Genomic DNA, 22,404 nt, shown 5'->3' with positions numbered 1-22,404 from the left:
GGTCTGGTGGTGGGCAGTTATGCAGTTACGTAGAGGTAGTGCGAATCCAAATTGGTAGAAAACAGTAAATATTGAGCAATCATAGGTATCAAATGGAGCTTTGCAGTAATTGTGATAATCACCTTACCTTTTAACGATTCCCAGAAACGCTATTTGGGGTAAATCACACCTTTGAAAATTCTAACGATTTCAGGAGACGCTATTTCATTCATTTGCTATGAAAATGGGCCATTTTCTTCGATTTTGATCGAAATAAGCTTTCTGTGATTCGTTAGAATTTCAAAAAGCTTAAAATCACCCAAATAAGGTCATCTGAGATCGTTAGAGATTTGGATAGGGCATTGCCACCCATTAGCTATCCCCCACTCGATTCTCGCTAAGCTTCCTCTTCCTCAGTCGCACTTTGACTTGCTCAGGTATGCTACTGTAGTGGTGTACGGGTGCTACTGATGTGCTCTATAATGTTAATGAAGTACTCCTTGGTGCTACCCAAAGCTCTACAATATTACTGATGTACTTAATAGTGTTACTGATGTGCTCTAAAATATTACTAATGTGCTCTATGGTGCTACCGAATGCTCTATGGTGCTACCAAATGCTCTACAGTGCTACTGACGTGCTTTATAATGTTATTGAAATGCACTACTAGTGCTACCTAAAGCTCTACAATGTTACTAATGTGCTCTATGGTGCTGCTCAAGTGCTGGTGCTGGTACTTGTATGCCTTATGTTTGCTGTTGTGCCAGCAATTTCGCTCATCAGCTGCTGATGATGACAATCGTCCATCCATAAACTCAATAAAAAAAGACCACCTTGCACACAAGAGGTCTTCATTCTAGTTCTAGGTTGTATTTGACTGCATACTGCTACCAAAGCGACCACACCCCACTCTTCACAGGCATATCACGTATACCATATATCGTTAGTTCACCAAGCGGCAAAGAGGTTGTCCAATCTAGGTTAATACGCCTACATAGAAGCCAATGGAGATAAACACCACACACCAGACAAAGGCGCCAATGCCGGATACAAGAACGTATCTGCTCATCGCCATACGGCTCATGCCGGAGAAGCAGCACATCAGATTACGGACTCCCGGGATAAAGTAACCGAGAATCACAGACCAGGACCCATATTTGAGAAACCACGTTTCCACCCTGTTGAACCGCTTGGCATTAACTCCGATCCATTTCCCATATTTGTGAAACAGAGGTCTGCCCGCTTTCCTGCCAATCGTATAACTAAGCAGCCCGCCTGTAAACGCTCCTCCAAAGCAGACAGCAATGGATACCGAATAATCCAGAACCGAGATGGAGGCGAGATAACCCACAAAGGTCATCAGCACCTCATCCGGAATCGGCATCCCAATGACGCCAAGAGCGAGTAAGCCATAAATTGCAAAATATCCGTACTGACCAATAATTTCTTTAGCAAATTCCATACGTTGACTCGCTCCTTATTTCGGTTCCACAATATCCTTCTCATGAGAGGGCAGTATTTGCTTCAAAGAAGGGAAACGGATTTGGCTAACCATGAGACCAGACAGCACAACAATAACAAGATACGCCACACCCGTTGTAAAATAAGGACTCCAGAGTGCGAAGAAGGACATCAGCCCCCCTGCAAAAGTAATCGGCATTCCTACAAAACCGCTAATCGGTGTTTTCTGGCAGTTGTAACGTGCAAGGCGAAGCGCACCGCATACCGGGAACAATGCCGTTAATGCCATGCCCAGCATACCTACTTCAGTCATTGAATTGAGATACAGAATGAGCACAGGTGCCGTTCCGAATGAAACGACGTCAGCCAGTGAATCCAGCGCTTTGCCAAACTCCCCTTCACAATGCAGCTTGCGTGCTGCATATCCATCGAACAGATCAAAGAACATCGCTACCCATATCATCGTCACAGCCAAGGCAAACTCGCCATGAATGGCCATAATAACCGCCAGCATTCCTGAACTTAAGTTCCCCAAGGTTAAAATGGATGGTAAAGACTTCATAAGATTTAACTTCCTTTCATATTAGGCTTTAGAAAATGTAATATAAAAACGTACGCCATCCGGTGTATTCTCCACACCATATCCGCATCCGTGCAGATCCAGAATCTGCTTCGAAATCGCCAGCCCCAGTCCGGTCCCCCCCATTTTACGGTTGCGCGATCGCTCTACACGGTAGAACCTCTCCCATATATATTGCCGTTCCTCTTCAGCAATGTGTTCACCTTTATTTTCAATCGTCACGTGTACGCATCCCTCATGCCTGCTAATCTCAATCATTATATCGGTCTGTGAAATCGCGTGACGTATAGCGTTCATTAAGATATTGTAAAATACTTGCTCCAGCTTGCTTCGATCGCCTTCAATACTCTGCTCTGTCGTGGACACCAGCACCACCTCGAGCCCTTTATCCTTCAGCTGAGGCCCGAGACGCCCCGCAATGTCTTCGATCATATCATCCAGAGCAATCGCTTCCGTGTTCAACTGAATCGCGGCCGATTCAAGCCTCACCAGATCAAGCATCTCTTCCACCATCTTTTCCATCTTGATGGCCTCATCAGCTATAATCTCGATATAACGCTCTCGTTTGCTCTCACTTACCCCGTCTTTCAGACCTTCCGAATAACCTTTAATGATACTGATCGGCGTCTTGAGCTCATGAGAGGCATCGGCAAAAAACTTACGTTGACGCTGTTCAATCTGCTGCTTCAGTTCCATATCGGTGCGCATCTGATTATTGGCCTGCTTCAGTTCCTCCAGCGTCTGACCAAGTGTACCTGATAAAGCGTTCAGACTGTCGGAAAGACTGCCAATCTCATCCTTACGCCGAATCGGTGATTTCACTGTGAAGTCCAGCGTGGACATCTTTTTGGCTACATGGTTCAAAGCTAAAAGCGGCTTCGTTATGAAGCGTGACAAAAGCAGTGCCAGCAATAAAATCAGGACAAATGCTCCGATACCGAAATATCCGTAAAATAACCGTGTCGCTTCATTCGCCTCACGCATCTCCTGCAGCGAAGTCAGGGAGAAAATCAGCTGCTGCTCTGCTCCTGCACGCTGTACCGGAGCAATGGTGATAACGTTGCGAACACCGCTCCAGCTGTCCATCCATTCTTCATTGAGCATCTTGCCACTGGACAACACCTTCTGATCATCTGGAGACAATGGAAATCGGCTCTCAAGCGCCTGCACGAGCAGGCCTTGTCTCTGACTCCAGGTGGCGAGATCCGGAAGTACAACCTCCGTTAATACCCCGGTCCACTCCTGTACAGGCAGTAGTGATTCCTGAAAGCTTTCGGTTCCCCATGCGGCAGAAGCCCCATCCTGAATTTTGAAAGGATATACCATAGGCTCGGGGTCATTCTGGTCACTGGAGGGTCCCTTCACAATCAGCTTTTGTCCGAATTTCAGATGGGATCTGATCCAGCCAGCATTCTCGCTATTAATAAACAGAGACAGCGATACCTTCACACGTTTGCCGTCTTCCTGCAGCAGTGTAATGTGAAAAGGGTCATTCACCAGCTTGCCTGTGCTTGTCAGAATGACAAGGTGAGACTGATTTTGACGCATGAATTTGCCCGTTTCTTTGGCGAGCTGCAGATCACTCCAGCGGCTGGCCGAATACTGCTGTTCAAACTTGAAAAGCTTTTTCTTCATACTGCTAATCTTCTGATGCTGGTAAAAATCAGGGAACCAGATCAATTGAGCAAGCACCGTTGTTCCATATAATAAAAGCAGAAATCCGGCCATGACCAGAAACAGCTTCATCGTTACACCGTTTTTCCTCATGCCTCTGCCTCAAAACGATACCCTGTACCAATGACGGTACGAATACACTTCGCTTCATCGCCCAGTTTGCTTCGCAGCTTTTTGATGTGAGTGTCCACGACACGGGAATCACCTTCAAAGTCAAATCCCCACACCCGGTTCAATATCGCTTCGCGGGATAGAACGATGCCGGCATTCCGGGCGAGATACAGAAGCAGATCATACTCTTTAGGTGCAAGCTCCACCTCAACCCCGCCGATCTCCAAACGTCTGGCCCAGGGATCAAGTGTAACCTCGCCAAAACGAATTACTCCCTGCTCTCTCCCAATGGCACCTTCGACTCGTTTCATCAGCGTTTCCGCCCGCGCAACCAGAACACGAGGACTGAACGGTTTGGTGACATAATCGTCAACACCTAACTGGAATCCATGGATTTTATCATCATCCTCTGATCTTGCGGTGAGCATGATAATAGGTACGGTGGAAGTGGCACGAATATGACCGCATAATGTCCATCCGTCCATTTCAGGCATCAACACATCCAGTATGACCAGGTCAACCTGATGCTGAGTCAGCTGTTCCAGCGCCTGCACCCCATCTTCAGCTTCAATGACATTCCATTTTTCTTTTATAAAATAATCGGCCACAATTTCTCGAATGCGGCTTTCGTCTTCTACCAGAAGCACGGTTCTGACCATGACCGACTCTCCTTCTCAATTTCTTACCTTAACATACCTGCTTCATGTGTCGTTCATGTGTCCAGAAGTGTCCATATCCATCCAGCTATACAGCGTTCAGCTTCACCATATATACGATTAATATATACCAAAAGTTACTATTTTTTATCAAAATGAGCATAAAAAAAGAAGCAGCCAACAGGCAATAAACTGTTTGTTGACCGCTCCTTAGATGAGATTTGAATTGGATTTATCGTAATCATGAACGTTCGCAGCAGGTCTCCCTTAAATAAAAGCCCCGCCTCTATGATTAACGTTGATGCTCCAGACGATGTGCAACATGCAGCGTAGGGCCAACGAAGCGGTTCAACGGGAATCCGCCAGCGATTGCTTTGGTTACAAAGGCTTTGCCTTCACGTACAGCCTCTTTTACAGATAAGCCACGGGCCAGCCCTGCCGTAATTGCAGCAGAGGTTGTGCAGCCTGCGCCGTGAGTATACCCGGAGCCAACAACATCCGCTTCAAACCACTCGTAGCTGGTCCCGTCATAAAGCAAGTCCATCGCCTTACCCGGGTTAATCACACCACGGTCTTTGATCAGAACATGCTTTGCACCATGTGCATGAATAGTTGCTGCAGCAGCCTCCATCTGCTCCTTGGAGCGAATAGGTCCACTCTTTGCCAGTTGAGAAGCTTCGAACAGATTTGGTGTAACAAGGTCCGCACCTGGCAGCAAAAATTCAATCATCGCTTCCGTGTTCTCCGGCTGCAGCACCTCATCTGTACCTTTGCAGACCATAACCGGATCAATAACGATCTGCGGCAGGCCACTGCGGCGAATATGCTTGGAGACAAGCTCAATAATATCAACTGAACCAAGCATGCCTGTCTTCATTGCATCAAAACCAATTCCGTCCAGAACGGTACGAAGCTGAGCCTCGACTACATTCAATTCTACCGGGAAAACCTGGTGGTCCCATGTTTCAGGCTCCATCGCAACAACTGTAGTTAACACGGTCATTCCGTATACTCCCAGCTCCTGGAAGGTTTTTAAATCCGCTTGAATACCTGCACCGCCGCTCGTATCTGAACCCGCGATGGTCAACGTTTTAGGAATAGTCATGGTCGTTCTAATCTCCTTCGTGTTTCAGTTGACACTATCCTATCCCTTGTACGAGCGTATGTCAATGGCATGCCAAGCCATACCACGCATGGTTTTCTGCGGAGAAGAACGAATACCCCGACCCGGGTCTCAGCTCATGTCTTTTGTCTCCAGCCGTATCATCGAAAGGGCAGCAATCCATAATCCAATGGCTCCCAGGGTTAAAGGAATAATGACAATGTTATTCAGCGAAAACGTAGGGCCGTTAGAGCCGCTAAAGCCCGAGCACACAACGAACACAAGTAAAATCGAGGCAACCATCGTAGAGGTCACTGAATGTTTGCGCATGCCGAAGAATAGAGGAATCAGAGCCATCGCAGAAGCAGAGACTGAGCTGATTGTGTATTTAACAACTATTTTCAACAATGCAGCTGTACTCAGCGGTTCGGTAATAAAGTCATAAAAGTGATTGGATGCCAGCAGAATCACACCCATCACCACATCAGTGAGCATAATCATCGCAAAAGTAAACAGAAAAACCAGCATCAGCTTCGCAGCGATGATTTTATGCCGTTTGATCGGATACGTAAACATCACATTCATCGTTTTGTCCCGATACTCGCTAATAATCAATTTGGATATCAGAGCTCCTGCAAATATGATAAAAACTGCGCGGGCAAACGTATCAATCAGAATAAACGAATCCTCATAACTGGCAAAAGCATAATCTTCAGCCCCCAGGTCGGTCACACCAATCATAATGAGAAATAGAAGAATGCTGAGCATTGCGATGCCTGCACCTGTCAAATTCCGGGCAAAGCGATGCTTGCGCCATTCCAGTCGAATCAGTTTAAGCAATGTGCTCATCCCCCTTCACCAGACTCATAAAGTGTTCTTCCAAGGAGTGCGAGCGTTTGGATATCGACTCTACGGCAACACCGTGCTGCATCAGTTTGCTGTTGAGATCGGATGGCATAATGCCAGGGTCATAAACACGCAGTGTCTGCTCATCTGAGAGCTTGTAATTGCTCATATGAAGCAAATGCTCCACAACGTAAGCGGCCTTGCGAATATCTGCAGCCTGAATCTCAATATAATCCGTATGACCGCCCCGGATGCTCTCCATGGACACTTCTTCAATTAGTCTGCCATTGCGAATAACTCCAATGGTGTCTGCAATCTGCTCCACCTCGCCAAGAATGTGGCTGGAGATTAACAGGGTCATTCGATATTCAGTGCTTAGTCGTTTGAACAGATCACGCATCTCCTTGATCCCCACGGGGTCAAGCCCGTTGATTGGTTCATCCAGAATTAACAGTTCAGGTGTTGTGATCAGCGCTCGGGCCAGCCCAAGGCGCTGCTTCATACCGAGAGAGAAGTCTTTTACAGGTTTTTTACCTGCATCCTTCAGACCGACCATCTCCATATGTTTACCAATCATCTGTTTGTTCGGGAACCCCATATACTCACAGTGCAGGTCGAGATTCTCCCAGGCAGACAACTTGTCATAGAAAAAGGGATATTCGATAATGCTGCCCATTCGTTTCAGCGGCTCGTACGAGTTCGGATTAAGCTTTTCCCCGAAAAGCTCGATCTCACCCGCTGTAGGTTTAACAAGATTAGTTAACATCTTCATCACTGTTGTTTTGCCAGCCCCGTTCGGGCCCAGGAATCCGTAAATCTCGCCTTGCCTGATATTCAAATTAACGCCGGATACCGCCTCTGTTCCTTCATAAACCTTGGTTAAATCTATGGTCCGTGCAATATAACTCATCTGGTCATTCTCCTTTACATCCCCTGCTGGGGTGCTTATATCTGTATTGTAAAGAAAAAAGTCTGCATTTTTATTAATCAAATCTTACAAAAACCTTAAGTTCGTTCTCTATATGTCTACAGCGCCTCCAAAGTAAAGGAAAATACGGTTCGCTCATAAGGCACGCTGTGTACATCAATACGCCCCCCCATACGTTCCACCAGACGCTTCGTTATGGTCAGCCCCAGGCCGCTGCCCTGATACATCCGGTTGCGCGAATCCTCCAGCGTATACATTCGTTCAAAGACACGGCTGTGCTCCTTCTCGGGAATGCCCTTCCCACGGTCCCATACCTGTATGGTCACGCACTCTCCTTCCCGGTTCAGTACAGATATTCCGAGCACTTTGCCGTCCGCTCCATATTTCATCGCATTGGTAATCAGGTTGTCCAGCACCCGATCCAGTGCTTCTTCATTGGCCCTGCCAAACACATCCTGCTCCTGGATATCCAGTTCCACATGCACCCCCAGCTTTGTAAGCAATTCGTAAAACGATAGCATTTTCACCCTGCATAATTCGCTGATGTTCACGCGAGTTAGTTCCAATTCGCGGTCCCCCGATTCAAGCTTGGCAAGATCAAAAAAGGAATGCATCAAACGCAGCACCTCCTGCGCCTTATCCTGTATCTTCTCTGTCATCACTCTCCGTTCTGCATCCGTCAGGGATGTGCTGTGCAGCAGCGTTTCACTGTACCCGAGTACAACGGTAAGCGGAGTTTTCAAATCATGCGAAATGTTGGAGAGCATATTACGGATCTCTTTCTCCTGGTTCGCGTAGTTGGCCTTGGCCAGATGGGCATGTTCAAGCAGCCGGTTCATGTCGTTTAACAGCCGGCTCATCTCTGCATCACTATCAAATACGATCAGACGTTCATACGTTCCTTGGTCCAGAATATCCAATACTTTGTCATGAATATATCTCAGATGTGCACTGCGTTTACGAAGTCTCAGTCCGAGCACAACAGCGGTAACTCCAAGCACCAACAGGGTAACGGAAAGCAGCCAGATCAGCATCATACCGGCTCTGCCTCCAGCTTGTATCCAATCCCCCATAACGTCTTGATATAACGAGGCGCAGAAGGGTCGACTTCCAGCTTCTCCCGCAGACGGCGCATATGTACATTAATAATATTTTCATCACCATAATAATGATCGTTCCAGACTGACGCGTAAATCTGAGCTTTGGTGAATACTTTGCCGGGATGAGTAACAAACAATTTTAAAATACCGAACTCTTTGGACGTTAACTTCACCGCTTCCCCCTCGCGCTGAACCTCATACGTGTCCATATCTACCACAAGTCCGCCGATCTTTATTCGGTGGTCTTCTACCGCTTCTTTTTCCACAGGCTGACTGATATAATTGGCACGGCGAATCGCTGCTTTGATACGGGCGGTCAGCTCGATCAGCGAGAACGGTTTGCTCAGATAATCATCAGCGCCAAAGCCGAGTCCGAGCGCCTTATCTACATCCCCGTCCTTGGCAGACAGAATGAGCACTGGCACGAGACTGCTCGCCCGAATGGTCTGCAGCACATCCATTCCGCTGCGATGCGGCAGCATCAGATCAAGTATAATCAGATCAAACCCGGGCCCAGTCTCGGTGAACAGACGCTCTGCCTCCAGACCGTCATACGCATATGTGAGGTCGAAGCCCTCTTTTTCCAAATATGGTCCAACCATCTCACTGATCGAACGATCATCCTCTACAAGCAGCAGGCGTTGACGTGACATGAACCTTCCCTCCCGGTAGTTAACATTTCCTTCATTACCTCACAATTTGATGAAAATCGCAATCCAATGACCAAAAAACCTGACCAGGCAGGTACTTGAAGGAACGTTCAAGTATGCCCGATCAGGCTGTCTTATCTACCCTTGAATCCGTCTAAGCCTGGGCTTTATCACTGCGAATCCAGCACAATCCGATGGTGCCGGCCCCGGCATGAATGCTCACCACGGGAATAAACGGCATGATCTCCGTCTTCAAGCGGGGAAGTAGCTCCGTAATCTGCTGTTTGATGGTGTGAGCTTCCTCATGATTGTTTGCATGCATAATGCACACATGTTTGACCTTTTCCATGTCCTTCTTCAGCATATCGAGCATACGCTCTTTCGTGCGTTTAAACGTGCGGATTTTCTCGTTCACAACCACTTTGCCCTCTTCAAACCGAAGCAGCAGATGAATTTTGAGCAACTGGCTTATGATCAGCTGTGTCCCGGTCACACGCCCGCTGCGGTGAAGATTTTGAAGACTTGCAGGGATCAGATAAAAAGCCATGTTATCAATCATCTGTTCAATACGGGATTTGATCTCGCCAGCTGAACAGCCCTGTTTCTGCCATTCCAGCCCTTGCATAATCATCTCGCGGAGAGGATAGGCTCCTGCTCTTGAATCAATTGCGGTCACCTTCACGTCTGCCATCTCTGCAGCCTGCATCGAGGTATGGAGTGTTCCGCTAAGTGCAGTGGAGCAATGAATCGTAATGATCTCATCGTATCGGCCTTTAAGCGACTCATACAGTTCAATAAACTCGCCAATGGGTGGCTGCGAGCTGCTCGCGCGCGAAGAAACCTCCAGTTTCTCATAGAATGTATCCGACGAGATCTCTTCGGTTTCCCGGTAACATTCCTCGCCAAATACGATGCGCAGCGGCACGATGTAGATATGATTTTGCTCCGCAAACGCGGAATCCAGTGTACTGGTGCTGTCGGTGACCCATGCAATTTTCTTCATGACATCCTTCTCTCTTGCCGGATTGTTCGTTCTGTATCCTACTCGTCAGGCACATGCCCGGCGGTTATTTTAAATTTGAATAAACTCAATTGTAAACGCTTGCGACTATACCTCTTCATTATAAAGCCAACCCTTCCGGCCTGTCTTGTGGCGCATTCATGAACACTCCCTTTGATTCCAATATTCGCTAAAAAAATGTCTTGCATGTGAAGGAATAAATTGGTATGCTGTTGTCCTTCTCTCTTTTTCGCCTTGACTGAAGTGAACGGGTCCACCGTTCAATCCACTTATCGGAGGTGTTATATGCTTTATTTTACGTTGGCTTCCAAAGCCTACGCCCGAAACCTGCAATATCGCGGGGCACACATGGTACATAACCTGGCAAGCGCCATGTTTGGGTACATGTACGCTTGTCTCTGGATCGGCATCGGGGCCGATCACCAGCTCGGAGAATACGGGGTACAGGGAATGATCAGCTATATTGCGTTCACGCAATCGTCACTCTGGATCTCAGGCTTTCTGACCAACGGACTAGGCATTCCGCTCAGTGTCAGGACGGGGCAGATTGCACTGGACCTCATGCGTCCGGTACATCTGTTCAGCCATTTAATGGCACGAGAATGGGGGCAAATCGCCTACCAGTTCGTGTACAAAAGCCTTCCCATCTACCTTCTCTACTCCATCGTTTTTTCCCTGAAATGGCCTTCGGAGGCCTGGACATTCGCTTATGCCGCACTTGCCCTTGCCGGCGCAGCATACTTGTCCATCTGTATGAATTACATTATCGGTGTCACATCCATGTGGACGACGGAGTCATCCTGGTTACACTGGGCTAATCATGCCCTGATGAACCTGATGGCCGGTTTCTTCATTCCGCTGGAATGGCTGCCGAAGTGGCTAGAGCAATTGGCCTGGCTGTCTCCTTATCCGTTTCTGCTCTACGTTCCTACGCGAATTTACCTAGGCTTTGAAAATGGCTCCTTGCTCTGGGGAACCCTGCTTTGGTGTGTATTCATGACACTGCTCTGCCTGGGCATCACCCAAGTGTTACGACGTAAAGTGGAGGTGCAGGGCGGATGAAGCCAATATCCTGGTTCCATTTATATAAAATACTCATTCGCACAAGCATCCGCAGCCGGATGCAGTACAAATTCAATTTTGTGCTGGGAGCTATCCTCGCCGCACTTATTCAAATTTCCGAGTTTCTGATGGTCGCGCTAGTGCTGCACAAATTTGGTGCGATCAAGGGCTGGTCGTTATATGAGATCGGTTATCTCTTCGCCATTATGACGTTATCCAAAACGCTGTACCGAACATTCGGCAACGAGGTGCATCATCTGGAAAAATATCTGGTGGGCGGGGAACTCGATCAATTGCTGACACGGCCCATGCCAGTGCTGCTCGCACTACTGCCACAAAATTTCCGCCTGATGGTTGGTGAAGTGCTTCAGGGCGGATTTATTCTCTGCTGGTCGCTGGCAGGAATGATGAACAGCGGGCAGATCGGCTGGACGGTCATTCCACTTTCTCTGCTGGTCATCGTGACCGGGGCGATCATTCTTTTTTCCATCGGACTCGCTACGGCAACTCTCGGTTTCTGGACAACACGCATCGAGGAACTGCAGGTCATTACCGAGGATGCCGCCCGTACAGCGGCTCAGTACCCCCTCACACTTTATCCCAAATGGATGTCCAGCCTGCTGCTGACCGTTATTCCTGTGGGATTCGTGAACTATATTCCGGCCCTTTACCTGCTGCGCGGTGAAGGTGGCGGGTGGGTACTGGCACTTATTGCTGCAATAGCCTTATTATGTTTGGCCGCAAGTTTACGGTTCTGGGCCTTCGGCATGACCAGATATCAAAGTACAGGCAGTTAGAGAAGTTAATAAAGGAGGCGAAATACACATGAATATGATTACGGCACGCCAGCTGCAAAAGCAATTTAAAACCCCTGTCGTGCGGGAAGGACGCTTCTCAGGGGTGCGCACCTTGTTTTCACGCCAGTATGTGACCAAAGAAGCGGTACGCGATATCAGCTTTGATATTCGGCAAGGTGAATTTGTCGGTTACATCGGTCCGAATGGGGCTGGTAAATCAACCACGATCAAAATGCTGACAGGCATTCTTCATCCCACTGCGGGTGAGGTGCGGCTGGGCGGCATGAATCCACATGAGGAACGGCGCAGAACGGTGCGAAAGCTCGGGGTCGTTTTTGGACAACGCAGCCAGCTCTGGTGGGACTTACCCGTGAAGGATTCGTATGATATTTTGGCAGAGATGTACGGCGTAAGTGCTGAGGTCAAAAGAAAACGGCTGTCCCAGTTCGCTGAACTGCTGGACCTCGAATCGTTCTGGGCTACCCCCGTTCGCAAGCTCTCCCTCGGGCAGCGCATGCGAGCGGATCTAGCAGCGTCCATGCTGCATGATCCGGAGCTGCTTTTCCTTGACGAGCCCACGATTGGGCTGGACGTGAACGCCAAGCGGAACATTCGCCAGTTTCTACGCACATTAAATGAAGAGTTTGGCAAAACCATTCTGCTCACCACCCACGATATGGATGATATCGAACAGTTATGCAGCCGCGTTATGGTCATCAACCATGGGCAGCTGACCTATGACGGTACGATCTCCTCCCTGCGGGATACAATCGGCCTGCCTACCATGATTCGTGTTGCCTTCCGTGGACAGGTTCAGCTGCCCAACACGCTGCCTTCTGCCATTCAGGTTACAAGCATGGACGATCAGGTGCTGACTGCACTGGTGAATCGGAAGGAGTGGCGTACGATGGACATTCTGAAGGAGCTGGAGCAGTGGGGAGAGATTGACGATATCGAAATGAAGGAACCAGACTTTGAGGATGTGATTCACAACGTATATTGAATAGTCCAGGGGTTGGCCTATTTTGTAGTGAAACGGGATACAGGCCTGTTCGAACGCCGTTACAGGAAAGCGGGACATGACGTACTGTAGTAACGGAGGTGAGGGTCATGCTTGTAAGTAGACATGTTCTAGCTGCGTCAAGCGTCTATGCTGCGCCCTATTACATCGTTCGTGGAATAAATCCTGGACCTGTCATGATGATTACTTCCGGGGTTCATGGCAATGAAACGGCGAGCATGGCCGCTGCGCAGAAGCTTGCTGATGATTGTGCAGCAGGGCGCTATGTGATTCATCGCGGAACTTTAATTATTGTACCCAGAGTCAACCAGCAGGCGTATGCGAAAAAAATAAGAGGCAAGCCCGACCTGAATCGTACGTTCCCCCGCCGTAAATCCGGTAAAGCCAAGCATCCACTGGCAGCCGCTGTGTTCCAGCTTGCGCGTGCGCAACAACCCGACTGGTGGCTTGATCTGCATGAAGCCAACGGCCTCTCACAGCTCAGTCCACGCGTGCTTGGGCAAACGCTGATCACCAATCCGGGCAGCTCCAGTGTGCCGATTTGCCGTAGGGTGATTGAACGTATGAACCGATCCATCCCGGTTCACAAGCATCATTTTAATCTGAAGCGGCATGAGCTGCCGGGTTCTGCTCGTACTGCTGCTTCAAGGCTGCTGAAAGCGAAGTCTGTTACCGTTGAAACGTGCTGGAGCCTGAAACGCGCTGTACGCATCAAGTATCAGACGCAGATTGTTCATCATTTTCTGCGTGAAACGGGTATGTCTTGAGTGAAAAACCACCTTCACAAGAGAACATCCGAGAATTGACATCGGGGTTCACTTGCAAGGTGGTTTTATTATTGCATCATGGATTCCAGTATGCTCTCACCTACAGGCTCCAGAAACGTGAGTGGATATAGATCTTTTTTCGTAAAAAACTTGTAAATCGCATCGAGGTACTCATCCACACGAGCGGCTGATCCAAAACAGTAATTGGATAATAATACAACACCCACGCCCTGCTCCTTGTTTATAGCTAAATAGCTGGTAAAACCAAAAGTACCGCCGTTATGCCACAGAATAGCCTGATCTAACGCCGTATCCTCTTGCCACCCAAGATAGATGTCTGAATCTCCGATTCGAACAGGCACGTGACTTTGCTGCATTGTAGAGGCTAGCAGGTGATCTTCATTGAGATTGGCTTGTACAAATAAACTCATATCGTGAAGAGATGACCTGATTGCTCCCGCTCCATCGTGCACGCCATTCATATCCCAGTGAGGCATTACTTTCCCCGTTGACGTATAACCATCCACCAATCGGCTGTTCTGTTCTGTATTCAGCACAGCTGCAGTCTCCATCATCTTTAATGGATTTGTGATATATTTTTTCAGCAGAGCGTCATATGTACTGTTTGTCACTTTGCATAGAATGTAGCCCAGTAAGCCCATGCCTGTATTGGAATACTCAAAGGAACCGATATGATCTGTGTAGTCCGCATCAGCTAAAAAGGCAAGCAAATCTTGCTCTGTATAGTTTACATACGGATTGTATCTATTTTTTTTCGATGACAGGTTTGGCGCTAATCTGGGTAATCCAGAGGTGTGCGTAGCCAGATGTTTGAGCGTAATTTTCTTTAAATAATCATTCTTGCCCTGGTGTATGTACTTGCTGACTGTGTCATCGATGGAAAGACGTTGTTGATGCTGCAATTCTAGTAGAAGCATACTTGTGAATAATTTGGTCAGAGAGCCAATCTCAAACAATCTGTGTTCAGGGGAAGCCTTACGCTGCTTGGGCGGATTGCCAAATGAATGATATTCGATATCTCCTTTGGTAACCATGCCAATCTCAAGATGAAGATGTTTTTTACCTTTAATATAATCCGAAACAAAACCTTGTATATCCCTCATGAACTATAGTGCTCCTCTCCGGTGTACATCGATTACTCCATATTAAGTTCACACTAACCAACCTATGATGGAAAAATGAAACGCTATGTTCGTTATATTCGTTTCTCCTCCACCATTTCCTGCTCGTTACATATGACCTGTCTGCTCTTAGAATTGAAAAAAGAGCCGTTATCACGGCTCTTTCCTGTTTACTCTGAACGATTGAATGTAACTGTCGATTTCCTCCTCAGGCGTATGCAGCAATGTGGCCAGATGCTGCTGCATCTCCTTCAGGTGGCCGATATGCTTCTCAATGTCAGCAATTCGTTCACGAACGAGTGCCTTTAGTGTTTCTTTTTCCATATCCTCATTGCTTAACAGCTCCAAGGTTTCCTGTATCTCTTTCAGTGAGTAGCCGAGCGTCTGTGCACCCTTGATAAATTTCACTTTAACCAGATAATCATCGGTGTACACCCGATAACCGTTAGCGGATCGATGCGGAGCGGGCAGTATGCCGCTGTCCTCATAATAGCGGAGCGTTGCCATGCTTACCCCTGTTCTTTTGGCTAATTGGCCTCTTGTCATCGTGTCCACACCGATCTCCACCTTCCCGCAGACTTCATCTGCTTATTTGTTACGTATTTTCGTATACTCTTGATCATAAGCTGCTTCGGGAAATTTCTCTGAGCTTCCTTGCAGCAGTGGTTGTGCTTCCCCTTTCAGGTAACGGTCAAAAAAGGCGAGCGCGTAACTCCGCGTAATATCAATATTATGCTCCGCAGGCATGTTCTTGGCAAACAAACGTGGTGAGATCAAGGCAATATCGGTGAAGCTCTGATGGAAAAATCCGTCCACCGTCAGATAATAGGTATCATTCAGACTACTTGTCATAACATGTTTCAGATCGGGCTCGAATTCGGGATAAAACACTTTATCTTTGGATGCAGCATTCGGATCGAAGCTTTTGGCCGTTTCACCAGACATAATATACATAAAAGGCTGTTTCAACGCCGTCTTGGAGACGGTGCCCCAGAATCCGCCTTCCAGACTGAGTCCGGCTTGCAAACGTTCATCCTGTGCCAGCGCTTCAGCTGTTGTAGCCCCGCCATAGGAATGGCCCATAATGCCTGTATGGTTCAGATCCAGCCTGCCCTCCAGCACATGATTAGGATCATTCACATTCCACTGCTCCAAAGTATCAAGCACAAAGCGTGCATCCGCAGCACGAATACCTACGCCTTCCACGTTATACTGGTACAGTTCCTCCGATGTGGCAAACTCGGGTCCGGCTTCATAAGAAACAGCATGCCCGTCCGGGAAGGTTACACGAGCGGAAGTATAAGGGTGATCCATGCCCACAACGATATAACCGTGGCTCACCAGCTCTTCAACCGCAGTCATGCTCTGGAAGCGGGCCGAACGCACGCCGGGAGAGAATAAAACAACAGGATAAGAGCTTTGTGCATTGGACATCGCTGCCCCTTTCACCACATGTGTCGGAATCGTATCCAGGTAACTGAACACCTTGGGCGGGATGCCAAAAACGAGACTGATCGCTTCCCCCAGTTCAGCGGGGTACGATTCGGGCTTTATGCCTTTTGCAGCTTCGGGATCGACCGGATACCATACGTTAATCATCAGCTCGCGCTTGTCCCCATTCTCAGGCGAGAGCGTCTCTTCACGAGATTCATCCACAAGCTGCTGTGAAAAGGTACCGATGGCGAATTGGCCTGTTGGCGCTGGCATTGTAAAAGCAGGGAAATACATCGTAAGCAGTCCTGAACCTGCACCCGAGAAGGCAGCAAGCATAAGGATTAACGCGCCGCGAAGCCACGTGCCCGCTCTTGATTTCTTCTTGTATGGTGCTGTCCTTACGCTGCCGCGAACTGATTTCATCAGCTGAATGATTAACAGGATGAAAAGAATGACCGCAACAATATAGGACGGCAGCAGCATCACCCGTAACGAATCACGGACAGCATGCAGCAAAAAAGCGATAATCAAAACGGAAAGCATACCTGTCGCCAGCTTCCGCCGCTTCGGATAGAACGGCAAACCAAGAGCTGCGACTATCGTTACAAGCACGAAAATCCATTCGAATAATTTCATTATTTTTCCTCCAAACGTTGTTGATACAACAAGAATAAACCTTGAAGTATACTTCAAGGTCAAGGATTGAATTTAATCATTATAAATATTATTCAACGGTTACTTTCGCACGCGGCATGGTATGCATTGCACCTGAGGTTACATGTGCCTGGACAACGTATTCCCCCGGCTCCTGAAACGTATATTTCACTTCATACACACCATCACCTATAGCACTCGCCTTCACTGCTCCGCGAGCTTCAAGCTCATCGGCATTCATCATACCTTGCTCAGCAGCAGGTGCTGCAGGCTCATTCTGTTCGTTCCATATTTGGAACTGTACCTGATCGGCATCATCTACAGGTTTCTCTCCCTGAGTCAGCTTGATCTGTAAAGCAACTTCTTCATTTACCTTCACCTGATCCGGCATCAGGAGCTTTACTCGAATCATTTCCGGCATCTCTCCCGAAGCAGACTGCTCCGTGTAGGAGCACCCGGCCATGATAAACATTAGCATGAGTATGAGTAAAGGCGTAAACCAGCGAGCTTGTCCCTTTATCACCACAGTTCAGTTCCTTTCCGCGTATCCAGATTTAAGAAGAAGGTTTCAACAGAAATTTTAAGCAGAACGTTTAGATGTTTTGCCAATTCCCCACAGCATTACAATAATGATAATAAATGCGATCAGAGCCAGCAGTGGAATTGTAATAAAACCAAACCAGTTCAAATAATCGGTGTAACAAGGTACCTTGCCGCAGGCCACCGCGTTGCCAGTAGCCGAGAAAATACGCTGGATCGTTACGTGATACAAGGATATACCCCCTCCGATAAAGCTGAGCGGAAGCACGTATTTGGCAATGCCCACGTCATCCTTGAAATACGCAATACCGAGCAGGATCGTTAACGGATACATAAATATGCGCTGGAACCAGCACAAATCACATGGAAGAAAGCCTTTGATTTCACTTAAATAAAGACTTCCCAAGGTTGCAATCACAGACACAGCCCAGGCGATAAATAACCGGGTTTCTGCCCCTTTGGCGGGCTGCTCTGAATGGGATGCTGCACTCATGCCTCTGTCCTCCTCTTTCTTCATTCATATTGGATTATCATACGTTATTCTGTGCATTCCACCTATGTATGCCCTCTATAAGAGTCACTACACAGCAATTATATCAAATATTTGGAATTTAAGGATCACCCTTGATCACATTGGATACGTTTATCCCGTGGATTTCCATTCATCTCGGCGTACCTGTTGCCCCAATCACACATCGTTTTTAATACGGGCACAAAGGACTGGCCCAGTTCTGTCAAGCTGTATTCGACTTTGGGAGGAATTTCGTTGAACACCTCTCTGGAAACCAATCCATCCTTCTCCAATTGCTTCAATTGCTCTGTCAGGGCCTTCTGGGTAATGCCAGGTATTAATTCATAGAACTCTTTCGTTCTTACCGCGTTATTTCACCAACTTGCTTCTCCTCCTAATAGATACTTTCAGGTTGCTAGGCCACTTTAATGTGCGTTATTTTCTTCTCTTCTGCTGTCTACTATAATCCAAACAGACTCTAAATAACAACGATGGAGATGATCCCATGCATGTACAGGCCCTATTGGAAAAAAGACGTTCCGTTCGACATTTCGATCCAGATTACGCTTTGAACGAGGAGACGCTGAGTACACTTATCGCTTTGGCAAGTAAATCACCGAATGGAAATAATATTCAAGCCACTCGTTACCTTGTGATTGATGATCCCGAATTAAGGAATGCCCTGCTGCCTATCGCCTTTAATCAGCAGCAGGTTCTGGAGGCTTCTGCCTTAATCCTGATGCTGGGAGACTACGAGGCGTTTGCTAAAAACAACATTACCTCTATTCTTGAAGAGGGCTTCGAGGCCGGCTTCTATGACGAATCAACCCGGGATTTTCTGGCCGATGCCGCCATCCAGTATTATGCCTCCAAAACAGAGCAGGAGCTTGCGATTGAACTTACCCGTGATGTAAGTCTCGCCGCGATGTCATTCGTGCTGCTCGCGCAGGAGGCCGGATTACAAACCATTACGATGTCTGGATATCATTCTGCAGAACTCAAATCAGCGTTGAATATTTCGGACAGATATCTGGATGTCATGTTGATTGCGGTTGGCAAAGGCATCAAAGAGGGACATCAAACCGTACGTCATCCTGTTGAGAAGATCATGTATCACAATCATATCTCTGCCTGACTAACCTTGAAAAGAGCTGCCCCATGCGGGGCAGCTCTTTCATATAAGGCTATTATTAAAAATAAATATCGTTAATAACGAGGTTCTTGCTCCGCTTACATGGCTTTGGTCAGCGTAATGGAACCATCCTTTTGAGACCATTTTACATTCCAGTCAAGCAGTTCAGCAATGAAACGCAGCGGAACCTGAGTACGTCCATCTTTGTTGACAAACACGGTGGAGCCTACGTTTTTCTTCATACCATTAACTTCCATGACGGTGTTGTTCACCCAGAATACGAGGGTATCGTCACCAGCCATAACGGTAACCTGCTGTGCTTTTTTATCCCATTTCACCGTTGCACCAATGCCTTCGCTCAAGAAACGCAGCGGAATGAACGTTGTATTTTTCCACAGCACAGGTGTCGTGTCCATGTTTGTTGTTTTATCATTAATTTTCAGCATTTTGCTGTTGAGCTTCATCCAAACGGTTGTCATGTCTGGCGTTGGTGCTGGTGCAGGCGTTGTCGGTGCTGCCTCTTGGAACTTGTCATTGAACTGAGTTACAATCGCGTTGCCCAGTGCTTGACCCACACCAAACATCACTTTGAAGCCTTCACGATTTGTGATGTAAGAAGCATCGTAGTTACCTGCTGCGTATTGATCCAGCACTTTTTGCACCTGGTTTTCATGCGTCGTCAGCGCTTGTTGTGCTGCCGTTTTAGGCAGGTTGCCTGCTGTTGCGGAATCCAGGAATGTAGCAAACTCCGTTGTGAAGCTATCGATCCGTTTTTGCACAGCTGCACGCGCGGTTGCGTCGTTATCTTTTACAGCTTTCACATAGTCGCTTTGAGCATTAACGTGGTTGGTCACCCAGATTTTCTCGAATGCATTGGCTCCTTCATTGCCGTAAATGGAAGCGATGGCTGCTTTGAAATCCGCTGTATTTCCAGCTTCTGCGGTAACAAGGGCATTCGATGCTGCTGTGCGTCCATCATACTGCTCCTGCATCTGCAACGCCGAAAGGGCAAAGTGTTCCGAAGCCAAGTGATTGAGTGCAGATCTCAGATCAGCTGCTTTCGTATCTGCTTTGGTGTTGTTAAATTTCTCAGGCATTTGTGTTGTGATTGCCGTGGAGAGAGCTTTACTTACGTCAAACATCTCCTTGAAGCCTTCACGATATGCCTTGTATGCATCGGTATAATCCCCGGCTACATATTCGTCAAATACTTTTTGTACGAGGTCTTCATGCACTTTCAGCGCTTGTTTTGCTGCGTTTTTAGGTAATTTCCCCTCTGTAGCTGTGCTCAGGAATGTGGAGAATTCATCCACGAATCCGTTGATGTTATCCTGGGCCTGCTTGATGCCAGCCTGGTTGCCCATCTTGGTTGCTTTCACCAGATCATCGGTGTATTTGTTATGTGCACGAAAAATGCGTTCGAATTCTTTGGCACCTGCTTCACCATAGAGGGAAGCGATGGCTGGCTGCATATCCAGGGCATTTTGGTCGAGTGCTTTGTAAGCTGCATCTGCATCCTTGGCACCGTCATAAGCCTTTGCCATCGCAGTTACCGCAAGAGCAAAGTGCTCGGACAGCAAATGATCCAGGTTTGCCCTCAAGTCAGCAGCAGGTGTGTTAACCGATGCTTTCATCATCGTCATGGAAGTGGAGGTCTGCGGTGCGGCAGCAGCTCCCGCGATTCCCGGCATCAACAGGGACAAGCTAAGTACAGGTGCAATGAATGTTTTCATTTTCATCTTCATTGTGTTATTCACTCCTTGGGTTGGTTTTAAGTATTTTTTCTTTCCTTGTTGTTGTCTTCATGAGGTGTAACGCAGGGTTCGCGAATCTGGATCACTACGCAGGCAAAAAAAATTGCAGCTTCCGATAACGAAAGCCGCAAACGCTTGATATATCTATGTTTTTAATCGCGCAAAAAATTAAAATTGCAATGATCCTTCGTCTATTGGATACAGTAGTTTCGGTGTAAACCTTTTAATTCAAGCAATATAATTTCCTATATTTCTCAATAATAGCTTACATTGCGAGTAAACCTGGGATACAATAGAAGCAAACTCATTCCATGGACTGGAAAAGGAGGTCAACTCATGACTTGGCTGCCTTATGCACTGGTTATCGGTATCGCCTTATTTGGCGGAATTGCTACACTTATCATCGGGAATTCGAAAGCCAATCGCATCAGTAACCCCGAATATGATCGCCGCACACGGCAAAATCTCAGTAAACTTACATATGTATACGTCGGCGCCATCGTACTGGGCATAGGCGGATTTGTAATGTATTTGTACAATTGATCGTGATTCACTGAATACTAAAGTAATATCTCTTTGAATACGGCAACTCTTTGCATGCCTTGCTCAATGTACTGCACCATCGGGGAGGTGACTCCCCTCTCCCTGATCCACGCCAGCCAACCGCGCAGCATCCACAGATGAATTTGTTCATACAACCGATCTCTTGTAAGCAGCCCTTCAGCCTGAGCATACCCTTTCATCACATCTTCCAATATCGAGAAACATTCATTTTCTGTTGCCGTTGCAGGGATCATTGAGGTAAGCGCGGCAGCCACATCAACATGCGGATCACCTCTTCTCACCTCTCCAAAATCGATCAAAAGTGTCTTTTGCTTCGTAAATAACATATTCCACACACCCAGATCACCATGAATCACGCTCTCCTTTCTCACGGCGTACTCTATACATTGCTGTACTTGCCCCTCAAGTGAACAGATCATTGACGAAGATCCCCTGACTTCATCACAGACTTGTGACCATAATAGAGGTAAAGCAAAGCGATCCGGCTGATCAACGATTTCAAGCTTGTGAGCAGCATGGTGAAAGCGAGCAAGCATTTTTCCAAATTCAACAAAATGGATCGTTGCCTGATCGTATGGTACCGTTTCTTCCACGTAGTACTGCAAGTTATATATTTCATCATTTAAATGAACATAGGACAACCCGTTCCGCGCAATCACTAGTGCTGGAGAGATGTTTTGCAATGACATAACGTGATGAAGTCTCTCTTCGTTTACAGCCTGCTGCTCATTTCTAAGTTTACGCAACACAAATCTACCTGCTGAAGACTCAACGCATTTTGCATCAGAGCTTGTCCCCTGTTTCATCACTACCAAGCGCTGTATTCGTCCGATATCATAAAACTCTTCAATAATGCGATAATCCATCTTATTTCCCTCCTTTTATTATGAGAATCAAACAAGATACTTCTCCTGTAGC

23 protein-coding genes and 1 pseudogene are annotated in these 22,404 nt (G+C 47.3%); 6 read left to right on the top strand and 18 right to left on the bottom strand.

What is annotated here, in order from left to right; genetic code table 11:
* Positions 1 to 955: 955 nt before the first annotated feature.
* The 10 genes from HNR77_RS10355 to HNR77_RS10310 form a co-directional block, all read right to left on the bottom strand.
* The gene (locus HNR77_RS10355) at positions 956 to 1,441 is read right to left on the bottom strand and encodes a DedA family protein (RefSeq protein WP_184183354.1); all 486 of its coding nucleotides are present in this window, start codon (positions 1,439 to 1,441) and stop codon (positions 956 to 958) included.
* A gap of 15 nt (positions 1,442 to 1,456) precedes the next feature.
* The gene (gene pssA, locus HNR77_RS10350; RefSeq protein WP_111273403.1) at positions 1,457 to 2,002 is read right to left on the bottom strand and encodes a CDP-diacylglycerol--serine O-phosphatidyltransferase; all 546 of its coding nucleotides are present in this window, start codon (positions 2,000 to 2,002) and stop codon (positions 1,457 to 1,459) included.
* A gap of 21 nt (positions 2,003 to 2,023) precedes the next feature.
* Entirely contained in the window at positions 2,024 to 3,787 is a 1,764-nt protein-coding gene (locus tag HNR77_RS10345) for a sensor histidine kinase (RefSeq protein WP_184183351.1), read from the bottom strand.
* Positions 3,784 to 4,464: a response regulator transcription factor gene (locus tag HNR77_RS10340; RefSeq protein ID WP_184183348.1), complete on the bottom strand. Its 681-nt coding sequence runs from the start codon at positions 4,462 to 4,464 to the stop codon at positions 3,784 to 3,786. The genes HNR77_RS10345 and HNR77_RS10340 overlap by 4 nt, the downstream gene beginning before the upstream one ends.
* A 289-nt stretch (positions 4,465 to 4,753) precedes the next feature.
* Positions 4,754 to 5,566, bottom strand: a complete 813-nt coding sequence (thiD, locus tag HNR77_RS10335; RefSeq protein WP_184183345.1) for a bifunctional hydroxymethylpyrimidine kinase/phosphomethylpyrimidine kinase — start codon at positions 5,564 to 5,566, stop codon at positions 4,754 to 4,756.
* 129 nt (positions 5,567 to 5,695) lie between these two features.
* Positions 5,696 to 6,412 (bottom strand): ABC transporter permease, encoded by a 717-nt coding sequence (locus tag HNR77_RS10330; protein WP_221443794.1) that lies wholly within the window; start codon positions 6,410 to 6,412, stop codon positions 5,696 to 5,698.
* Positions 6,396 to 7,319 carry an ABC transporter ATP-binding protein gene (locus HNR77_RS10325; RefSeq protein ID WP_184183339.1) on the bottom strand — a complete coding sequence of 308 codons (924 nt, stop codon included), beginning with the start codon at positions 7,317 to 7,319 and terminating at the stop codon, positions 6,396 to 6,398. Before HNR77_RS10325 ends, HNR77_RS10330 begins: the two co-directional genes overlap by 17 nt.
* A gap of 116 nt (positions 7,320 to 7,435) precedes the next feature.
* On the bottom strand, positions 7,436 to 8,410 hold the full coding sequence (locus HNR77_RS10320; RefSeq protein ID WP_260410475.1) for a sensor histidine kinase: 975 nt from the start codon (positions 8,408 to 8,410) through the stop codon (positions 7,436 to 7,438).
* On the bottom strand, positions 8,371 to 9,090 hold the full coding sequence (locus tag HNR77_RS10315; RefSeq protein ID WP_311768601.1) for a response regulator transcription factor: 720 nt from the start codon (positions 9,088 to 9,090) through the stop codon (positions 8,371 to 8,373). Before HNR77_RS10315 ends, HNR77_RS10320 begins: the two co-directional genes overlap by 40 nt.
* Positions 9,091 to 9,241: 151 nt before the next feature.
* Positions 9,242 to 10,090, bottom strand: coding sequence for a DegV family protein (locus tag HNR77_RS10310; protein WP_184183336.1), 849 nt, complete (start codon positions 10,088 to 10,090; stop codon positions 9,242 to 9,244).
* Between the two features lie 303 nt (positions 10,091 to 10,393).
* Here HNR77_RS10310 and HNR77_RS10305 point away from each other — a divergent pair, with 303 nt between their 5' ends.
* The 4 genes from HNR77_RS10305 (at position 10,394) to HNR77_RS10290 (ending at position 13,755) form a co-directional block, all read left to right on the top strand.
* On the top strand, positions 10,394 to 11,170 hold the full coding sequence (locus HNR77_RS10305; RefSeq protein ID WP_184183333.1) for an ABC transporter permease: 777 nt from the start codon (positions 10,394 to 10,396) through the stop codon (positions 11,168 to 11,170).
* Positions 11,167 to 11,967: an ABC transporter permease gene (locus HNR77_RS10300; protein WP_184183330.1), complete on the top strand. Its 801-nt coding sequence runs from the start codon at positions 11,167 to 11,169 to the stop codon at positions 11,965 to 11,967. The genes HNR77_RS10305 and HNR77_RS10300 overlap by 4 nt, the downstream gene beginning before the upstream one ends.
* A gap of 34 nt (positions 11,968 to 12,001) precedes the next feature.
* Positions 12,002 to 12,970 carry an ABC transporter ATP-binding protein gene (locus HNR77_RS10295; RefSeq protein WP_184183604.1) on the top strand — a complete coding sequence of 323 codons (969 nt, stop codon included), beginning with the start codon at positions 12,002 to 12,004 and terminating at the stop codon, positions 12,968 to 12,970.
* A 107-nt stretch (positions 12,971 to 13,077) separates the two neighbouring features.
* Positions 13,078 to 13,755 carry a M14 family metallopeptidase gene (locus HNR77_RS10290; RefSeq protein ID WP_184183327.1) on the top strand — a complete coding sequence of 226 codons (678 nt, stop codon included), beginning with the start codon at positions 13,078 to 13,080 and terminating at the stop codon, positions 13,753 to 13,755.
* A 68-nt stretch (positions 13,756 to 13,823) separates the two neighbouring features.
* Here HNR77_RS10290 and HNR77_RS10285 read toward each other — a convergent pair whose 3' ends face one another.
* From HNR77_RS10285 to HNR77_RS10260, 6 genes and pseudogenes are all read right to left on the bottom strand, one after another.
* Positions 13,824 to 14,879: a serine hydrolase domain-containing protein gene (locus HNR77_RS10285; protein ID WP_184183324.1), complete on the bottom strand. Its 1,056-nt coding sequence runs from the start codon at positions 14,877 to 14,879 to the stop codon at positions 13,824 to 13,826.
* A gap of 171 nt (positions 14,880 to 15,050) precedes the next feature.
* The gene (locus HNR77_RS10280) at positions 15,051 to 15,452 is read right to left on the bottom strand and encodes a MerR family transcriptional regulator (RefSeq protein ID WP_111272716.1); all 402 of its coding nucleotides are present in this window, start codon (positions 15,450 to 15,452) and stop codon (positions 15,051 to 15,053) included.
* A 33-nt stretch (positions 15,453 to 15,485) separates the two neighbouring features.
* On the bottom strand, positions 15,486 to 16,967 hold the full coding sequence (locus tag HNR77_RS10275) for an alpha/beta hydrolase family protein (protein WP_184183321.1): 1,482 nt from the start codon (positions 16,965 to 16,967) through the stop codon (positions 15,486 to 15,488).
* Positions 16,968 to 17,055: 88 nt separating this feature from the next.
* The gene (locus HNR77_RS10270) at positions 17,056 to 17,463 is read right to left on the bottom strand and encodes a FixH family protein (protein ID WP_221443793.1); all 408 of its coding nucleotides are present in this window, start codon (positions 17,461 to 17,463) and stop codon (positions 17,056 to 17,058) included.
* Between the two features lie 102 nt (positions 17,464 to 17,565).
* Complete coding sequence (locus tag HNR77_RS10265) at positions 17,566 to 18,018, bottom strand: disulfide oxidoreductase (RefSeq protein WP_111272713.1); 453 nt, start codon at positions 18,016 to 18,018, stop codon at positions 17,566 to 17,568.
* Positions 18,019 to 18,143: 125 nt separating this feature from the next.
* Positions 18,144 to 18,398 (bottom strand): annotated as a pseudogene (locus HNR77_RS10260) (winged helix-turn-helix transcriptional regulator); the annotation flags it as partial.
* A gap of 143 nt (positions 18,399 to 18,541) precedes the next feature.
* Between HNR77_RS10260 and HNR77_RS10255 the strand changes: the two are divergent.
* A complete protein-coding gene (locus HNR77_RS10255) occupies positions 18,542 to 19,171 on the top strand; it encodes a nitroreductase family protein (protein ID WP_184183315.1) in 630 nt (209 codons plus the stop codon).
* 95 nt (positions 19,172 to 19,266) lie between these two features.
* On the opposite strand, the gene HNR77_RS10250 is transcribed toward HNR77_RS10255, so the two are convergent.
* Positions 19,267 to 20,907, bottom strand: a complete 1,641-nt coding sequence (locus tag HNR77_RS10250) for a copper amine oxidase N-terminal domain-containing protein (RefSeq protein WP_184183598.1) — start codon at positions 20,905 to 20,907, stop codon at positions 19,267 to 19,269.
* 351 nt (positions 20,908 to 21,258) lie between these two features.
* Between HNR77_RS10250 and HNR77_RS10245 the strand changes: the two genes are divergently transcribed.
* A complete protein-coding gene (locus HNR77_RS10245) occupies positions 21,259 to 21,465 on the top strand; it encodes a hypothetical protein (RefSeq protein ID WP_184183312.1) in 207 nt (68 codons plus the stop codon).
* Between the two features lie 17 nt (positions 21,466 to 21,482).
* Here HNR77_RS10245 and HNR77_RS10240 read toward each other — a convergent pair whose 3' ends face one another.
* Positions 21,483 to 22,352 carry a phosphotransferase gene (locus HNR77_RS10240; RefSeq protein ID WP_184183309.1) on the bottom strand — a complete coding sequence of 290 codons (870 nt, stop codon included), beginning with the start codon at positions 22,350 to 22,352 and terminating at the stop codon, positions 21,483 to 21,485.
* Positions 22,353 to 22,404 lie beyond the last annotated feature (52 nt).

The organism is Paenibacillus sp. JGP012 (assembly GCF_014203995.1).
Classification (GTDB): domain Bacteria; phylum Bacillota; class Bacilli; order Paenibacillales; family Paenibacillaceae; genus Paenibacillus; species Paenibacillus silvae.
This window is presented reverse-complemented; position numbering and strand designations above follow the sequence as displayed.

Excerpts from the sequence above, each read along its gene's own strand:
- HNR77_RS10310 (WP_184183336.1), bottom strand. The coding sequence starts at position 10,090 with ATGAAGAAAATTGCATGGGTCACCGACAGCACCAGTACACTGGATTCC.
- HNR77_RS10250 (WP_184183598.1), bottom strand. The coding sequence starts at position 20,907 with ATGAAAATGAAAACATTCATTGCACCTGTACTTAGCTTGTCCCTGTTG.
- HNR77_RS10320 (WP_260410475.1), bottom strand. The coding sequence starts at position 8,410 with ATGGGGGATTGGATACAAGCTGGAGGCAGAGCCGGTATGATGCTGATC.
- HNR77_RS10275 (WP_184183321.1), bottom strand. The coding sequence starts at position 16,967 with ATGAAATTATTCGAATGGATTTTCGTGCTTGTAACGATAGTCGCAGCT.
- HNR77_RS10240 (WP_184183309.1), bottom strand. The coding sequence starts at position 22,352 with ATGGATTATCGCATTATTGAAGAGTTTTATGATATCGGACGAATACAG.
- HNR77_RS10355 (WP_184183354.1), bottom strand. The coding sequence starts at position 1,441 with ATGGAATTTGCTAAAGAAATTATTGGTCAGTACGGATATTTTGCAATT.
- HNR77_RS10340 (WP_184183348.1), bottom strand. The coding sequence starts at position 4,464 with ATGGTCAGAACCGTGCTTCTGGTAGAAGACGAAAGCCGCATTCGAGAA.
- HNR77_RS10315 (WP_311768601.1), bottom strand. The coding sequence starts at position 9,090 with ATGTCACGTCAACGCCTGCTGCTTGTAGAGGATGATCGTTCGATCAGT.
- pssA (WP_111273403.1), bottom strand. The coding sequence starts at position 2,002 with ATGAAGTCTTTACCATCCATTTTAACCTTGGGGAACTTAAGTTCAGGA.
- HNR77_RS10290 (WP_184183327.1), top strand. The coding sequence starts at position 13,078 with ATGCTTGTAAGTAGACATGTTCTAGCTGCGTCAAGCGTCTATGCTGCG.
- thiD (WP_184183345.1), bottom strand. The coding sequence starts at position 5,566 with ATGACTATTCCTAAAACGTTGACCATCGCGGGTTCAGATACGAGCGGC.
- HNR77_RS10330 (WP_221443794.1), bottom strand. The coding sequence starts at position 6,412 with ATGAGCACATTGCTTAAACTGATTCGACTGGAATGGCGCAAGCATCGC.
- HNR77_RS10265 (WP_111272713.1), bottom strand. The coding sequence starts at position 18,018 with ATGAGTGCAGCATCCCATTCAGAGCAGCCCGCCAAAGGGGCAGAAACC.
- HNR77_RS10285 (WP_184183324.1), bottom strand. The coding sequence starts at position 14,879 with ATGAGGGATATACAAGGTTTTGTTTCGGATTATATTAAAGGTAAAAAA.
- HNR77_RS10255 (WP_184183315.1), top strand. The coding sequence starts at position 18,542 with ATGCATGTACAGGCCCTATTGGAAAAAAGACGTTCCGTTCGACATTTC.
- HNR77_RS10245 (WP_184183312.1), top strand. The coding sequence starts at position 21,259 with ATGACTTGGCTGCCTTATGCACTGGTTATCGGTATCGCCTTATTTGGC.
- HNR77_RS10325 (WP_184183339.1), bottom strand. The coding sequence starts at position 7,319 with ATGAGTTATATTGCACGGACCATAGATTTAACCAAGGTTTATGAAGGA.
- HNR77_RS10270 (WP_221443793.1), bottom strand. The coding sequence starts at position 17,463 with ATGCTAATGTTTATCATGGCCGGGTGCTCCTACACGGAGCAGTCTGCT.
- HNR77_RS10345 (WP_184183351.1), bottom strand. The coding sequence starts at position 3,787 with ATGAGGAAAAACGGTGTAACGATGAAGCTGTTTCTGGTCATGGCCGGA.
- HNR77_RS10300 (WP_184183330.1), top strand. The coding sequence starts at position 11,167 with ATGAAGCCAATATCCTGGTTCCATTTATATAAAATACTCATTCGCACA.
- HNR77_RS10305 (WP_184183333.1), top strand. The coding sequence starts at position 10,394 with ATGCTTTATTTTACGTTGGCTTCCAAAGCCTACGCCCGAAACCTGCAA.
- HNR77_RS10295 (WP_184183604.1), top strand. The coding sequence starts at position 12,002 with ATGATTACGGCACGCCAGCTGCAAAAGCAATTTAAAACCCCTGTCGTG.